We start from the raw sequence: 15,541 nt of genomic DNA on the forward strand, positions 1-15,541 counted from the left end.
ACATTTTTATTAATCATTAGGAATATATTGATAATTATCGCTAATAAAAAGATGACCATCCTAAAAAAATCGATGATCATCTCCTGTTGCGTTTACAACTTATGCTCTTGAAACGTATTTTCCATCAGAAGTGTTAATGACAAGTCTGTCGCCAACATTTACAAAGAATGGAACTTGTACAATGAGTCCTGTTTCTACAGTAGCTGGTTTAGAGCCGCCACTTGCGGTATCACCCTTAATTCCCGGTTCTGTTTCTACTACTTCTAGTTCCACGTTATTTGGTAAATCAATTCCTAGAATTTCACCTTGATACTGGATCATGGATACTTCCATGTTTTCTTTAATGAATTTTAGTTCATGCTCAATTTGAGCAGAAGTAAGTTCAATTTGTTCGTAGCTAGCTGTATCCATAAATGCATGGGCATCACCTGAAGCATATAAATATTGCATTTTTTTATGTTCTATATGCGCTTTTCCTACTTTTTCACCAGCACGAAAAGTTTTTTCTTGGATATTCCCATTACGCAAGTTACGAAGCTTTGATCTTACAAAAGCGGCACCCTTACCTGGTTTAACGTGTTGAAAATCAACAACTTGATATAAATCATTATCTATTTCGATGGTCAAACCTGTTTTAAAATCGTTTACTGAAATCATAATTGTCCTCCTTAATTAAAGCACAAACGCTTATAACTGAATAAGTTCCTTAGTTGATGTTGTTAAACGTTTATTACCTGATTCTGTAATTATAATATCGTCTTCAATACGACACCCACCAACATTAGGTATATAGATACCTGGCTCTACGGTTACAACCATACCTGGTTCTAATTTTAGTTCACTACGGAATGATAATCCTGGCCCTTCGTGAACTTCTAGACCAATTCCATGTCCTGTTGAGTGACCAAAGTAATCGCCATATCCTTGTCCTTTTATATAATCTCTTGTTAAAGCGTCAGCCTCAATACCAGTCATACCCGGCTTAATTCCATTAACTCCTCGAAGTTGAGCTTCCAATACAGTATCATAAATCTTTCTTAATTCATCACTAATTTCGCCTACCGCAACTGTTCTAGTAATGTCTGAAACATATCCATTATATAAAGCACCATAATCAAGTGTTACTAGTTCGCCAGCTTGAATTTCTTTGGTTGATGCAACTCCATGAGGCATCGCGGATCGGAATCCTGATGCGACAATTGTGTCAAAACTTGACCCGGAAGCACCTTGTCTACGCATAAAGAACTCCAGTTCATTGGAAACTTCAATCTCTTTTACCCCCGGCTTTATATACTTTTGAATATGCTCAAATGCTGCGTCAGCAATTTCAGCTGCTTTCTTTAAGGTTGTTAACTCTTCTGGAGATTTAATCAAACGAATTTTCTCAATGACTTCACTTGTTGGTACTAGTTCAACATCTAACAAGTCTCGATATCGATCATATGTAGCATACGTGACATGATTTTTTTCAAAACCAAGACGTTTTACTTGTAGACGGGTTAATTGAGACTTTACTTCCTCTTCTATTAACGCTTTATGTTCTACAACTGTAAAATCTTTCGCTTGTTCAGCGGCTTGTTCTGTATAACGGAAATCAGTCATAAAAATTGCCTCATCTTGACTTACAATAACTGTACCGGATGAACCTGTAAATCCAGTAACATATCTACGGTTAATTGGGCTATTAATCATTATGGCATCTAAATTTAATTCTTGAAGTGCTTGTCTAATTTTATTAATTTTTTCCATCTCTTCATCCCTTTCCCACTGCCACTAGCATTTAAACTCAATATTTTTCAGTCTATTGTTTATTATGACTTTATCAGTTTACCATAAATAGACAACTTTGAATATTGATTTAGTTGGGGAATAGATGATTTTAGTCAGATACCTTCTTTGATTCATTATTTGCTGTTGCTATTGTATCTTGGTAATCAAAAGAAATCGAATAGCCAATAAATATACCATATAATATATAGAGGCATAATGTAGATACTATCGTTTTAATTTCCATCTCTGCTAAATTGGGAACATTTGTGAATATCGGTTGTAAAATAAAAAATACAATTGCCCATAGAATTAATCCATAAACTATTCCCATCCATAGGGAAGTTACCTTTTTTAAAACACCATAGTAAACTAGTGCAACCCCAATGGATAGCAAACCAACTAGGATAATCGTAAGCAATTCTCCTAACCAAGTATCCGTCCAGCCGGCAGTTGTCCAAGAACGAAGTAAATAAGATTTTGCAGAGACTTCCATAAAATTAAAATAATACATGAATAGTCCTGCTAAGCCTGCTAAAATACCGCCAATGAATCCGGTTAATAATGACCTTCCTAGAAAAGTTGAAGTATCTTCGGGTTTATTTTGTTCGAGCTTTTTATCTTCCAAAATATGCACCTCCAACTTTAGTATTACCCACTCTTTCAAATCAAATTACAGCAAAAAAATTGTATCCTTTATAATAATTAACATGATAAAAAAAGAACTTGAATATTTTAAGTTGAGTAGGAAAGAATTATACTAGAATAAGAAGGATAACTTTCTATTAGATTATTTATATTAAATAGGATTAGTTAAAATATCTGCTACATAGTTTGGAAAGGAAGATTCATATGCGAAAAAAATCTATACTAAAATATATTATCATTGGGATTGTCGTGCTAGCTGCATTTGGACTAATCATGGAATTGTTTACAAATGCTACAGGCTTCTTAACCAATATTCTAGTTGCCGCCGTATTTGCCCTGTTAATCTTTGGATTTTTTTACTATTTTTTACTTGGAGGTCGTAATTTATCATCCGATGCCAAAAAGTATAAACAGGCTGTCAGACAATCTAATTCAAAATACACACAATCTAGAAGTACTCCAACCGTTAAAAATAAGTACCAGGTGGATCCTATAAAAAAGAGATTAAAAAAACGCCCAAATCATTTACGTGTCATTGATGGGAATAAGTCCAAACGTAAAAAGCGGGCTTCCAATTAAGGAAGCCCGCTTTCTTCATGTAGACCAGCGTTTCAAGAACTTTTGTGCCTGTTCACGGCCATTTTGTATTAATTTACTTTTGACCTCTTCGTTTATCATGAAATTTGTCGTTTGAACATCTTTAACCGGTATAAAGATAATGTTATCTTTTTCGGATTTTGCAATGTACCTAGAATCGTGGGCTTGCTTCATTGTAGTAAACAAGGCGTGTAGCATATCAAGTGCATTCTTAATATTATTTGGATGGGATTGTTCTGGGGAATCACTTAGTTTCAAGCCAAGTATTGGCCTCGTACGTTTATTGGTTTCACTTTCAAAAACCCAAATTGGAAAATTACTTAATAAACCACCATCAACCATTAAACTCTTCACTTTATTCTCCCCTAATACTCTTTTAGGCATAAAAAAATATGGGAAACCAGCACTCATTCGAACTGCTTTGGCAACTGGAAAATCATTAGGGTTAATTCCATAAACCCTCTCTAGATCATCTGGTATGACGACTAGTTTACCTAAAGTTAAATCACTGACAACTACTTTCAAATAACCACTTTTTAAATCACCAAATGTATAAATATTCCGCTCCGCTAGTTGATTATAAACCCATCTCTCAAATTTATCCCCTTTGTTTAGTCCCATTTGAAAATATAGAAAGAACCATTTGCTACCTGGGATTACTTTAGCCAGTAGTGGCGGGTCTAGGAATTCCTTTAATTCTAATTTATCTAGTAGTCTTTTCATTTCTTCAATATTGTAGCCTGCAGCTATAAATGCAGCCAATATCGATCCTGCAGATGTGCCTGCAACACGTTCAAACTTTAGATTCTTTTCTGCTATAACTTCAAGAGCTCCTAAAAAAGCAAATGCCTTGACACCACCACCAGAGAAGACACCGTCTATTTTCATACAATATCTCCTTATCGCTTTTTATATATGTGTAAGCATAAGGAAGTAAATTTAGAACATTGTCCTTCTCCAGTTACTACTTTTTCCTCAACTGAACTGCTTTTAGGTCATCTAATCGTTTTTGGTCTTCTTTGAAATATTTTACTAAATCACCTAACCTATCGATTGAATTCCAGCTTAAATGGTGTTCAATCCCTTCAACATCATTATAAATATTTTCTTTTTCTACACCGATTATTTCTAGAAAGTCCTCTAGTAATTCATGACGAAATACTAACCGCTCTCCAACCTTCTTACCCTTTTCTGTCAACATAAATCCGCGGTACTTCTCATATAGCAAATATTCATCTTTATCTAGCTTTTGAACCATTTTAGTTACAGAAGACGGGTGAACCTCTAACGTCTCTGCAATATCGGAAACTCGAGCATACCCCTTTGTATCAATTAAGTTATAAATAATTTCAATATAATCCTCCATACTAGGTGTAGGCATCCTGTTCTCCTCTTTCTATAGAATAATTTTTTATCTTATGCAAAATTGTTTCTATAATGAGGATACCGGAAATATTTATCAGAGACAAGCTATTAGGTAAAATCAAGAAATCTCCAGACACCGCGGAGGGCCCAAAAGAGCGTACGGAACGGAATTAGAATAATTTCTGGCACCCAAAATAATACGCCCATTAAAAAATCACCAAACGTATAGCGATCATCTAATTTTCGATGTTTTCTTGTTTTTTCTTTTTTCCTCTTCCACCAATCTTCCATTTTCATCTCTCCAGTACGATATTTTATTTATATATCATACGTTGTTGGGAAAGCATTTGTTTCATATAATAATTGAATACTTGTATCAAGCACTACCTATAAAATTTGAGTGGTTACCGCACAATATCTATCAACCGTGAAAATATGAGCAACAAACATTTCGAAAACTGCCAAAATAAAAGACGAAAATGGCTATGCATTTAGCTAGCCACTTTCGTCTTTAATATTTTATAGCCCACACTTTAATTGTGCGCCACAACTTGTACATGTATTACAGCCGCCGATATCTTCAACGCTTCCTTCACGACAAACAGGGCATGTATCTCCCACTTCAGAACCTATTGTCACATCTGTTGATTTGAGTTCTTGGATTGTATCCATTAATACAACCTTTTTCGGTTCAATAGTTTCTTCAAATAACTCAGTTTGTTCAAACGTATTTTCTTCTGCCTTTAATGTTAATACCTGAGAATCACGGCTACCGTCTACATATACCGTGCCACCTTTTGCTCCACCGCGATATAATCTACGGTATACACTTTCAACCTGATCAACTGTATAACCTTTTGGAGCATTTACAGTTTTAGAGATGGAACTATCAACCCAACGTTGGATGACACATTGCGTATCTGCATGTGCTTCTGGAGCTAATTCCATTGCAGTTACAAACCACTCCGGAAGGGTATTTGCATCTGCGTCTGGGTTGGCATCTAGATATTCTTGAACGATATCTGCTTTTACTTCGATAAATTTACCTAATCTTCCACTTCTGAAGTATGAGAATGAGAAGTAGGGTTCAAGACCTGTTGAAACTCCAACCATTGTACCAGTTGAACCGGTCGGAGCAACAGTTAGTAAATGTGAGTTACGAATACCATATTTTAGAATATCTTCACGGATATCTTCAGGCATTTCTTTCATGTAACCAGTATTAATAAATGCTTCGCGTAGTTCTTTGGTTTCTTCATCTGTTTCTCCAATTAAGAATGGGAAGCTCCCCTTTTCTTTCGCTAGTTCAACAGATTCACGATATGCAGTAGTAGCAATCGTTTCAAAGATCTTATCAACTAATTGATTTCCTTCTGCGGATCCATATTCAGTTTCACAGTAAATAAGTAAATCGTGTAGGCCCATTACTCCAAGTCCAACACGACGCTCTCCTAGTGCTTGTTTCTTGTTTTCTTCTAAGAAATATGGAGTCGCATCGATAACGTTGTCCTGCATACGGACACCAGTTTTTACGGTCTGTTGTAACTTTTCAAAGTCTACTGTTTTTGTATCTTTGTTTGCCATTTCTCCAAGGTTAACCGCAGCTAAGTTGCAGACAGAAAATGGTGCAAGTGGTTGTTCCCCACATGGATTTGTTGCTACAACTTGCTGACCATATGCTTTTGCATTCGTCTTGTCATTCGCATTATCAATAAAGAAAATACCAGGTTCAGCAGAATACGTAGCACAAATATTAATTAGATTCCAAAGCTCTTTCGCTTTTATTCGGCGATATACGCGGACACCATAGCCCATCTCTTCCCATTTACGTACATCACCAACATTGTACCAGTTTTCATTATATTCTTTCATTTCTTCCTCATCGTAATTCTCTACGTCTGGGAATTTCAGTTCATACCAAGTATCATTTTCTACAGCATCCATAAATTCTTTTGTAATACACACTGAGATATTTGCACCAGTTAGGAATTCTGAATTATGAACGGAGTAGGTACCACCTGTTCTTAATTTATCTTCTGCTTCTCTAATAACTTGATTTGTAAATCCACCTTGACCAGGAATACTCTTATAGTTTAATACCCCTTGGTAAAGATCAGATTCAGTCTCCGTTAGTGGAGTGAATTTCAGTTTTTCTTGTGCTAATTTTTTTATTTGTTCATCTTCGGTATTTTCGATTAAATACCGAAGTATCCTTGGATTTTGCATTTTAGAAATAATAAACTCAATAATGTCAGGATGAGAATCTACTAGCATTATCATTTGTGCTCCCCTGCGCGAACCACCTTGTTCGACAAGATGTGTCAGCTTCGCAATATCATCCAACCAAGAAACCGAACCGGATGATTTACCATTTACTCCTCTTGCAAGTGCGTTTCGTGGACGAAGGGTTGAACCGTTCGTACCAACGCCTCCACCTCTACTCATAATTTCCATTACTTGTTTACGGTGCTCGGAAATACCTTCACGAGAATCTTTTACATACGGCATTACGTAACAGTTAAAGTAGGTTACTTCTGTGTCTGAACCTGCACCATATAATACTCTTCCAGCGGGAATGAAATTTAGACCAGATAACTCATGATAATATTTCTCAAACCATTCTTTTCGTAATTCCTTTGTAGGTTCAACACTAGCTAGCCCAGTTGCATTACGTTTTGCTATTTGCTCATAAAAGACTTCAAGTGGTTTATCAATACTATCTAGTCCTATTTTAACTACTCCAGTTTCAGCTTCTTCCCCATCTAAAACCGATACATAATCTGGCTCCACATGGACTAAAGCTTCATTATTGATGCGGTCAATAGATTTGATGAAACCTAACCCTCTTGCTGGGAATTTCGGATCTGCCTTTACAGTTAGAACAACAAAGTCCCCTTCTTTTAATGTCTTTTTCTCTGTATCCTTAAAGGAATAACGGTCCAGCATGACTAGCCTAGACACACCCTTATGTAATAGCTTCATATCTGGGGTAATTGGGTGTACTTGTGGAAATTGTTTTATATCTTCATTTAACACTTCCACATTAATGTTTGTTCTTGATTCGACAACCGTAGACATTATACCTCTCCTTTTAGACAAAATTCTCCATTCTAGTAATCTAGAATACTTAAGTATTACCATACCATATTTGGATTAACTTTTACAACATCTTGTATATCAAATTTACAAAAAGCACTATATATAGTGAATAACGCACATAATGATTTTTTTGTCAAAAACAATAATAAGCAAAAAACAAAGAAAAACAATGATTTTCAAAGATAACATTGTATAAATCTATTAAATTAAACAAATTCTATAATTGCATCCAAATATATAGTTGTGGTATTAACGGTTGATCGCCAGGATTCGACAAAAATTCGATTTATTCTTTTATAGAAAAACTTTGAAAAAAACCTTATTTAAGCCTATAATAGGATAGTACAATGAGAAAGACGGGGGATTAATTTATGTTGAAGTACCTATTATTAGCACTAATTATTGTCATTGTAATTTCAGTATTTCGTTACTTTAGACAGCGAACCTACCTTAAAACGATAACAGAAGAGCAATTCCGTGAAGGTTACCGTAAAGCACAGTTGATAGACGTAAGAGAACCACAAGAATTCAAGAACGGCCATATCTTAGGTTCTAGAAACATTCCAGTTACACAAATGAAACAGCGTTTAATCGAAATACGTCCAGATAAACCAGTATATCTTTATTGCCAGAGTGGAGCACGATCTCAAAGAGCTGCACAACTTCTTCATAAAAAAGGTTATAAAGATATTAGCCAATTAAAAGGCGGATTTAAAAAATGGACTGGAAAAGTTAAAAGAGGATAATAACAAAGAATGAATAAATGCCTTAGGGGATATCCCCTAAGGCATTTATTTGTTAAGCTTTATAATATCTTAAAATCGGTTTCCTAGCAGCAGTAGTTTCATCCATCCGCTTTACAACGGTATTATGAGGAGCTTCTTGAACAATCTCTGGATTATTTTCCACTTCCGCAGCGATTTGTAACATAGTATCAATAAAACCATCTAACGTCTCTTTAGATTCTGTCTCCGTAGGTTCTACCATTAACGCCTCTTCTACATTTAATGGGAAGTAGATGGTAGGTGGATGATAACCAAAGTCGAGTAGACGTTTTGCGATATCCAATGTACGTACCCCTAGTTTCTTTTGTCTTCTTCCTGATAGTACAAATTCATGCTTACAGTGCTGAGAATATGGAAGATCATAAGCCTTTTCTAGCTTACGCATCATATAGTTAGCATTTAGTACCGCATACTCACTAACCTTCTTAAGTCCTTCAGCACCCATAGTTCGAATATACGTGTATGCTCGGAGGTTGATTCCGAAGTTTCCATAATAAGGTTTTACACGGCCAATCGATTGTGGTCGTTCATATTCAAATGTATAGAAGTCATCTTGTTTTACAATTAATGGTTTTGGTAAGTAAGGTTCTAATTCTGCAGTCACCCCAACAGGACCTGATCCTGGGCCACCACCACCGTGTGGACCAGTGAATGTTTTATGCAAGTTAAGATGAACCACATCAAATCCCATGTCTCCAGGACGTGCGTAACCCATGATAGCATTTAGGTTTGCCCCATCATAATATAATTTACCACCAGCATCATGAACTATTTCTGCCATTTCTAGAATTTCTGTTTCAAATAGACCAAGTGTATTTGGATTCGTTAGCATTAATGCTGCCACATCATCCCCAACTACACGCTTTAAATCTTCTAAATCTACTAATCCATTTTCATTGGATTTAACGGTCACCGCTTCAAATCCAGCAACAGTTGCAGAAGCCGGATTTGTCCCATGAGCAGAGTCTGGAACAATAACTTTGGTTCGATGGAAATCACCATTCGCCTCATGGAATGCACGAATCATCATTAGTCCAGTCCATTCACCATGCGCTCCAGCTGCCGACTGTAATGATACTCCAGCCATACCCGTAATTTCTTTTAATGATTCTTGTAGATCATACATCATTTCAAGAGCACCTTGAACTGTCTTCGGATCTTGGTACGGATGAATATGGCTAAATCCATCTAATCGTGCAACATCTTCATTAATTTTCGGATTGTACTTCATCGTACAGGAACCTAATGGATAAAAACCAGAATCCACACCATAATTGCGGTTGGATAAGCCAGTATAGTGTCGCATAATATCAAGTTCGCTAACTTCAGGTAAATCTGGAGCCTCTTGTCTAACGTACGTATCTGTTAACTCCGCTTCTAAATCAACCTCAGGCACATCAATCTCTGGTAAGTTAAAACTTACTCTTCCCTCTTTACTACGTTCAAAAATTAATGGAAAATCTTGATTAGTCATGGATATCCCCCAATTCTTTTACAAAAGCATCAATTTCTTCTTTTGTACGAATTTCTGTTACAGCTACTAACATATGACCTTCAAGCTCTGGATAGTAAGTGGCCAGATCATATCCCCCAATAAAACCTTTTTCCAATAACTTATCATTTGCCTCTTTAACAGTAATTGGTAGCTTCACAACAAATTCGTTAAAGAAGGAACCATTCGAAATAACTTCAAAACCTTCCTCTTCAAATCTTTGCTTAGCATAACGAGCCTTTTGCATATTTAGCTCAGACATTTTCTTCAATCCATGTTTACCAATAGAGCTCATCGCAACAGAGCTTGCTAAAGCATTTAATGCTTGATTTGAACAAATATTTGATGTTGCTTTATCGCGACGAATATGTTGCTCCCTAGCTTGAAGTGTCAAAACAAACCCACGAAGTCCATTTTCATCTGTTGTTTGGCCAACTAATCGCCCTGGAATTTTACGCATCAATTTTTCTGTTGTTGCAAAAAAACCACAGTGAGGACCGCCAAACTGTGCTGGAATTCCAAACACTTGCGTATCCCCAACCACGATATCTGCACCAAACTTACCAGGAGGTGTTAGATATCCGAGCGATAATGGATTACTAGAAACAATAAACATTGATTTGGGTTGTTTGTTTAATAATTCTCTGACTTCAGCTAACGGTTCAATTTGTCCAAAAAAGTTTGGATACTGGATCACAACACTTGCAGTATTCTCATCTAATTCTTTTGCTAATTGGTCAAGATCCGTACGCCCGTTCACATGATCAATGTAAACTATTTCTAAATTTGGTCCTTTACCATAAGTTTCAATAACTGCTTGTGATTCCGGATGGATTGCTTTCGAAACGAGAACCTTTTTCTTTCTTGTTTGGCCCGCACTTAAGTTTACCGCCTCTGCAAGTGATGTCCCTCCATCATACATAGAGGAATTGGCTACAGGCATCCCAGTTAATTCAGATATCATAGTTTGGAATTCAAATATCGCTTGTAATTCCCCTTGAGAGATTTCTGGTTGGTATGGTGTATAAGCAGTATAGAATTCTGAACGAGAGATCACATGATCGACTACTGATGGAATAAAATGATCGTAAACACCTGCACCAAGGAATGAGATATATTCCTTAAGGTTATAATTTTTGTTTGCCATTTGAACAAGCTCTTTTTTCAAATCAGCTTCACTTTTAGGTGCTTTTAAATTCAAAACTTCCTTTAAGCGAACTTTTTCCGGAATATCAGAAAACAATTCATCCGTTGAACTAACGCCAATGGTATCTAACATTTCTGTTTTATCAGCTTCTGTCATTGGTAAAAAACGAAAATCCATTCTACTTCCCCCTCTTTAGTCTTGCTTTAAGAATGTTCTTGGAACAACCTTTGCACGAAGGCGTCGTTTTCTAACTTGAATTTCAAGTACAGTACCTTCAACTGCATGCTCCGTATTAATTAAGGCTAAACCTATATTTTTTTGTAAGGTTGGTGATTGTGTACCAGAAGTTACAACACCAATTTCTTCCTCACCATGGAATACTTCATAACCATGACGTGGAATACCTTTATCAATCATTTCAATGCCAACAATCTTACGTTTGGTACCATTTTCCACTTGTTCCTTTAATACTTCTTTTCCAATAAAGTTAGCTTCTTTGTTAACTTTTACTGCAAACGCAAGGCCTGCTTCTATTGGAGAAATAGATGCAGATAATTCCTGACCATAAAGTGGTAGGTTCGCTTCGAAACGAAGGGTATCTCTTGCACCAAGGCCTACTGGTAAGAGACCTTTATCTTTTCCAGCATCAAGTATTAAATTCCATAGTCTTGGCCCAGCTTCAACTGCAATATATATTTCAAAACCGTCTTCACCTGTGTATCCAGTTCTTGATACAAGACCCGGTTTATCGATACCAGAAAAATGGACTTCTTTATCAAATCTAAAAAATTTGATAGAACTTAAATTTGTTTCTGTAATAGTTTGTAATATTTCCTCTGCTTTTGGTCCTTGTAATGCAACTTGAACATAATCGGAAGAAACATTTTGAATGGTTACTTCACCACTACTAAATAGATTGTTTTTAACCATCCACTCATAATCTTTTTCTGTATTTGCTGCATTAACAACAACTAAGTACATATTCTCATCTAGCATATAAATCAGAAAATCATCAACCGTTCCACCATCTTCGTAGCACATAAAAGCATACTGCGCTTTGTTTGAAACTAATTTTGATACATCGTTAGTAGTTACATATTGTAAAAATTCCAAGCTTTTTGGACCTGTAACTAAGATCTCACCCATATGGGAAACATCAAATAATCCGGCTTTAGTTCTAGTCGCTTCATGTTCTTCCTTGATGCTTGAAAATTGCACTGGTAAATCCCATCCACCAAAGTCAATTGTTTTCGCCCCTGATTTTCCATATTCCGGATAGATTGGGGTTCTTTTCAGTTCACTCACAATTTTCCACTCCCTTTAAAATATTCTAATTTTTAACCATAAAAATAGGGCAGTATTGACACAAGGACTCGAACATCCCATTACAATACTGCCCCTGTCCTGTAACCAGAAAGTTTAGCATCTTCAAAGTTAAAAAATGCGTGCTTCGTGGGTGGTCTACATATGTAAACTCTCTCCAGAGGTGCGTCCTACAAGAGTTCTTTTGCCTGAGAGATTCACATATTAGCTTGCTCCTTCGGCGTTACTTATCTGCTCAGATAAGTAATCTCTCCCCTTGTAATCATCCGCTTTTATGAAATTCTGTAATTATGGTTATACTATGTATCAAAACTCTTTTACCAAAAAGAATTATTATCATTATACCATATAACTATTAAAATGTATCCTTTATATTCAACCTAAATTAACCAATAAGTTTCTAATAGCCACAAGAAAGCGCTTCAAATATCTAGAACCTAACATAATCAATATTAAAACCGAACAAGGAAACATTTAATAGGGGTAATTATACGGGGAATACTTAAAGGAGAAGTTTACTTTTTTACATGGAGATACAACGCTATTGTAAAACTCTTTTCTTAGTACTTTGAGAGCAACATTTATGAATCTATGGATAAAGGAAGTATAAAATGAAAAACATAGAAATTGTACAAGATACTAACTTTATTGAAACACTAGAGGAAAAACTAGACCTTGATGGTCCTTTTTCTTCTTGGGAACTATTTAAAATGGCTTACGAAGCTGAGCTAACAACCATAACAAGCGAATTTCATGGATTAAGAGCTTTGGAGTTTTTACCGCACATGAATTTCTTACCGCACCAAATCGAAACGGCAAAACAAGCAATCGAAGAAATGAATGGTCGTGCTATATTAGCAGACGAAGTTGGACTAGGAAAAACAATTGAAGCCGGATTAATATTGAAGGAGTATATGATTCGTGGATTGGTTAAGAAAATACTAATTCTAGTCCCCGCATCATTAGTGAATCAATGGGTAAAAGAATTAAATGAAAAATTCTATATTCCTGCAGCTACTTTTCGTAAGAACTATCCTTGGGATAGTTACGATATAATTGTAACATCTATTGATACCGCTAAACGATCTCCACATCGGGAAGCGATACTAGACCTGCATTATGACCTAATATTAATTGATGAAGCACATAAAATAAAAAATCATAAAACAAAAAACTTTGAATTTGTTCGTGCTCTTAAGAAAAAATACTGTCTCTTATTGACTGCTACACCAGTTCAAAACCAATTGATTGAAATTTTCAACCTGGTGTCTATTCTTAAACCTGGTCATTTAGGAAACTATGAATCATTTCTCGAGAAATATGGAAAAGACCGTAAGAAAATTAACCAGGATGCCTTTCTCAAACAACTAGTACAGAAAGTAATGGTTCGGAACACCAGGAAAGATACTTCATTAGATAATTCGAAACGGCATATTGAAACGGTTTGGGTGGATTTCTCTCCTGAGGAATATAAGGTATATAAAGAGTTAGATAAAACGTTTCAACCGTTCTCAACTTTTTCTAAGATTACTTTCTTACGTGAGCTGTGCTCATCAAGGGAAGCGTGCTTTCTTTCCTTGCAAAAATTTGTTAATGATGAAAATAACCACGGAAGAGAAGTGTTACAACCTATTATCGATCAGATAGGGCAGCTGCCCCATCATGCAAAGGCACAAAAAGTAGTCGAATTGCTTAAAAATATCGGCGATGAGAAAGTAATTATTTTTACAGAGTACCGAGCATCACAATTATATTTACAATGGTATCTACAGCAACATGGAATTACCTCTGTTCCATTTCGAGGTGGATTTAAACGTGGAAAAAAAGATTGGATGAAACAGCTATTTAAAGATAAAGCCCAAGTATTAATCGCTACAGAAGCTGGCGGTGAAGGGATTAACCTACAGTTTTGCAACTATATGATTAATTATGACTTGCCTTGGAACCCGATGCGCCTCGAGCAGCGTATTGGTAGGATTCATCGCTATGGACAAGAAAATGATGTTCATATATATAACTTTGCCATCCGCAATACACTCGAGGAACATATTATGTCATTACTTTATGAAAAAATTGCATTGTTTGAAAAGGTAATAGGACATCTAGATGATATTTTGGCAGAATTAAACATAAAAAGTTTCGAGGGTGAAGTGAAAGCTATCATGAATGAATCATCATCAACCGGAGAACTTAAAATCAAGCTTGATAATCTAGCTTCTATCATTCAAAGCACTCAAAATTCTTGGCAAGAGGAGTCTCAATATGGCAATTAATCTTCATTCATTTTTAGAAAACTATTTTGAAGCCCATCATTGTGACATACTATCGAATCAAAATGGGGTTTTAAAAGTACAATTAAACGAAAAAATGGATCGTGCTCTTATGAACCGTCCATTTTATTGGCATTATATTAAGAAAATGGGTAGAGATGGAGACCCGATGCAGTTAACTCTCATTTCAAACCAAGACAGTCTTGAAGAAAGAGGAGAACGTATCCATTTTGGAAGCCCACGACTGCAACAAATACTCAATCATTTAAAAGAAAATGAACGCTTTACCAGATTATTTCAAGTTATTCAGGCTAATCAAAATACCGCACTTCAGCCCTGGTTGGTTGTGAATATTAAAATCAGTTATATTGGTAAGCATAAGAAGGATGAAGTATTTTCAATTGGTCTAAATTTAATAAATGGAATCATGAAAACAGAAATGATGGAGTCACTATCTGATAAGGAATTTGGCATGAAAATTTCTGATTTTTGTTATACCATTACTCCCATTATTAAACCGATAAGTGGTTACAAGCGAATACTGTCCGTTTTAGATCAGTATATTCAAGATTTAGATCATGAGTGGGCTAAGGAATCCCTTCAAGAGTTAGAAAATGAGATGAACTTGCTAAAACATTTCTATGAAGGAGCATATGATGAAGAGTTAGAACAAATGGAGAAAGAATTACGGGATCTAAAGGAGCGTTACCAACCTAAAATTCAAATAAAAGTTGTTAACGGTGGAATATTTTATATAAGAGGGAATTAGAAGGATGTCTTATTAGGGTCTGAATCCCTTGTTCTAAATAGGATTCAGACCCTCTGATCTTTTCATTCAGCACGTTTAAAAAATGACTTGATTGCAAAAGGTAATGCACCAAACCATCTATTACCAATTGGAGGTTGAGGTCTTTGTGCTTTGTGTTCTAATTTCCTTTGTTTACGCTCATCTTTAGGGAGTTCAATATAGGATACAACTTGCTCAGTCATGAATTTTACATAATCATTTCCTTTTATGTGTATCACCTCGTTTATGAGTGGGATTATG

The 15,541-nt window shown here is 35.8% G+C and carries 15 protein-coding genes and 2 riboswitches; of the genes, 4 read left to right on the forward strand and 11 right to left on the reverse strand.

All coding sequences use genetic code 11. The features are described from left to right. Positions 1–99 precede the first annotated feature (99 nt). The 3 genes from efp to TY11_RS10435 all read right to left on the reverse strand — a co-directional run bounded on the left by efp (position 100) and on the right by TY11_RS10435 (position 2,404). On the reverse strand, positions 100–657 hold the full coding sequence (gene efp, locus TY11_RS10425) for an elongation factor P (protein ID WP_042145888.1): 558 nt from the start codon (positions 655–657) through the stop codon (positions 100–102). Positions 658–687: 30 nt separating this feature from the next. Next, positions 688–1,749 carry a M24 family metallopeptidase gene (locus tag TY11_RS10430; protein WP_042145890.1) on the reverse strand — a complete coding sequence of 354 codons (1,062 nt, stop codon included), beginning with the start codon at positions 1,747–1,749 and terminating at the stop codon, positions 688–690. Between the two features lie 130 nt (positions 1,750–1,879). Then, positions 1,880–2,404: a YqhR family membrane protein gene (locus TY11_RS10435; RefSeq protein WP_369797409.1), complete on the reverse strand. Its 525-nt coding sequence runs from the start codon at positions 2,402–2,404 to the stop codon at positions 1,880–1,882. A 215-nt stretch (positions 2,405–2,619) separates the two neighbouring features. Between TY11_RS10435 and TY11_RS10440 the strand changes: the two genes are divergently transcribed. Then, on the forward strand, positions 2,620–2,994 hold the full coding sequence (locus tag TY11_RS10440) for an SA1362 family protein (protein ID WP_042145894.1): 375 nt from the start codon (positions 2,620–2,622) through the stop codon (positions 2,992–2,994). Positions 2,995–3,009: 15 nt separating this feature from the next. On the opposite strand, the gene TY11_RS10445 is transcribed toward TY11_RS10440, so the two are convergent. The 4 genes from TY11_RS10445 to TY11_RS10460 form a co-directional block, all read right to left on the reverse strand. Then, entirely contained in the window at positions 3,010–3,900 is an 891-nt protein-coding gene (locus TY11_RS10445) for a patatin-like phospholipase family protein (protein WP_042145896.1), read from the reverse strand. A gap of 76 nt (positions 3,901–3,976) precedes the next feature. Continuing rightward, positions 3,977–4,393 carry a transcriptional regulator MntR gene (gene mntR, locus TY11_RS10450; RefSeq protein WP_042145898.1) on the reverse strand — a complete coding sequence of 139 codons (417 nt, stop codon included), beginning with the start codon at positions 4,391–4,393 and terminating at the stop codon, positions 3,977–3,979. 92 nt (positions 4,394–4,485) lie between these two features. Beyond that, entirely contained in the window at positions 4,486–4,668 is a 183-nt protein-coding gene (locus tag TY11_RS10455; RefSeq protein ID WP_042145900.1) for a hypothetical protein, read from the reverse strand. Positions 4,669–4,896: 228 nt separating this feature from the next. After that, complete coding sequence (locus TY11_RS10460) at positions 4,897–7,455, reverse strand: vitamin B12-dependent ribonucleotide reductase (RefSeq protein WP_042145902.1); 2,559 nt, start codon at positions 7,453–7,455, stop codon at positions 4,897–4,899. 392 nt (positions 7,456–7,847) lie between these two features. On the opposite strand from TY11_RS10460, the gene TY11_RS10465 reads away from it, so the two are divergent. Further along, complete coding sequence (locus tag TY11_RS10465; protein WP_042145903.1) at positions 7,848–8,222, forward strand: rhodanese-like domain-containing protein; 375 nt, start codon at positions 7,848–7,850, stop codon at positions 8,220–8,222. Between the two features lie 52 nt (positions 8,223–8,274). On the opposite strand, the gene gcvPB is transcribed toward TY11_RS10465, so the two are convergent. Genes gcvPB through gcvT form a run of 3 tightly spaced genes read right to left on the reverse strand, consistent with a single transcriptional unit; the run spans position 8,275 to position 12,205 of the window. Further along, complete coding sequence (gcvPB, locus tag TY11_RS10470) at positions 8,275–9,735, reverse strand: aminomethyl-transferring glycine dehydrogenase subunit GcvPB (protein WP_042145905.1); 1,461 nt, start codon at positions 9,733–9,735, stop codon at positions 8,275–8,277. Beyond that, positions 9,728–11,077, reverse strand: a complete 1,350-nt coding sequence (gene gcvPA, locus TY11_RS10475; protein WP_042145907.1) for an aminomethyl-transferring glycine dehydrogenase subunit GcvPA — start codon at positions 11,075–11,077, stop codon at positions 9,728–9,730. Before gcvPA ends, gcvPB begins: the two co-directional genes overlap by 8 nt. Before the next feature lie 15 nt (positions 11,078–11,092). Continuing rightward, positions 11,093–12,205 carry a glycine cleavage system aminomethyltransferase GcvT gene (gcvT, locus tag TY11_RS10480; protein ID WP_197025081.1) on the reverse strand — a complete coding sequence of 371 codons (1,113 nt, stop codon included), beginning with the start codon at positions 12,203–12,205 and terminating at the stop codon, positions 11,093–11,095. 91 nt (positions 12,206–12,296) lie between these two features. Continuing rightward, positions 12,297–12,387: riboswitch (glycine riboswitch) on the reverse strand. Positions 12,388–12,389: 2 nt separating this feature from the next. Further along, a riboswitch (glycine riboswitch) is annotated at positions 12,390–12,489 on the reverse strand. A gap of 345 nt (positions 12,490–12,834) precedes the next feature. On the opposite strand from gcvT, the gene TY11_RS10485 reads away from it, so the two are divergent. Together TY11_RS10485 and TY11_RS10490 are read left to right on the forward strand one after the other, a co-directional pair. Continuing rightward, positions 12,835–14,496, forward strand: coding sequence for a DEAD/DEAH box helicase (locus TY11_RS10485; RefSeq protein WP_042145910.1), 1,662 nt, complete (start codon positions 12,835–12,837; stop codon positions 14,494–14,496). After that, entirely contained in the window at positions 14,486–15,262 is a 777-nt protein-coding gene (locus TY11_RS10490; protein ID WP_042145911.1) for a YqhG family protein, read from the forward strand. Before TY11_RS10485 ends, TY11_RS10490 begins: the two co-directional genes overlap by 11 nt. Before the next feature lie 62 nt (positions 15,263–15,324). Here TY11_RS10490 and TY11_RS10495 read toward each other — a convergent pair whose 3' ends face one another. Further along, a complete protein-coding gene (locus tag TY11_RS10495) occupies positions 15,325–15,510 on the reverse strand; it encodes a YqzE family protein (protein ID WP_042146501.1) in 186 nt (61 codons plus the stop codon). Between the last annotated feature and the right edge of the window lie 31 nt (positions 15,511–15,541).

This window comes from Paucisalibacillus algeriensis (genome assembly GCF_000577245.1).
In the GTDB taxonomy this organism is placed as follows: Bacteria; Bacillota; Bacilli; order Bacillales; family Amphibacillaceae; genus Ornithinibacillus.

Coding starts and splice junctions, on each gene's coding strand:
- TY11_RS10440 (WP_042145894.1), top strand. CDS start 2,620: ATGCGAAAAAAATCTATACTAAAATATATTATCATTGGGATTGTCGTG.
- gcvPA (WP_042145907.1), bottom strand. CDS start 11,077: ATGGATTTTCGTTTTTTACCAATGACAGAAGCTGATAAAACAGAAATG.
- TY11_RS10445 (WP_042145896.1), bottom strand. CDS start 3,900: ATGAAAATAGACGGTGTCTTCTCTGGTGGTGGTGTCAAGGCATTTGCT.
- TY11_RS10465 (WP_042145903.1), top strand. CDS start 7,848: ATGTTGAAGTACCTATTATTAGCACTAATTATTGTCATTGTAATTTCA.
- TY11_RS10430 (WP_042145890.1), bottom strand. CDS start 1,749: ATGGAAAAAATTAATAAAATTAGACAAGCACTTCAAGAATTAAATTTA.
- gcvPB (WP_042145905.1), bottom strand. CDS start 9,735: ATGACTAATCAAGATTTTCCATTAATTTTTGAACGTAGTAAAGAGGGA.
- efp (WP_042145888.1), bottom strand. CDS start 657: ATGATTTCAGTAAACGATTTTAAAACAGGTTTGACCATCGAAATAGAT.
- TY11_RS10455 (WP_042145900.1), bottom strand. CDS start 4,668: ATGGAAGATTGGTGGAAGAGGAAAAAAGAAAAAACAAGAAAACATCGA.
- TY11_RS10490 (WP_042145911.1), top strand. CDS start 14,486: ATGGCAATTAATCTTCATTCATTTTTAGAAAACTATTTTGAAGCCCAT.
- TY11_RS10485 (WP_042145910.1), top strand. CDS start 12,835: ATGAAAAACATAGAAATTGTACAAGATACTAACTTTATTGAAACACTA.
- TY11_RS10460 (WP_042145902.1), bottom strand. CDS start 7,455: ATGTCTACGGTTGTCGAATCAAGAACAAACATTAATGTGGAAGTGTTA.
- mntR (WP_042145898.1), bottom strand. CDS start 4,393: ATGCCTACACCTAGTATGGAGGATTATATTGAAATTATTTATAACTTA.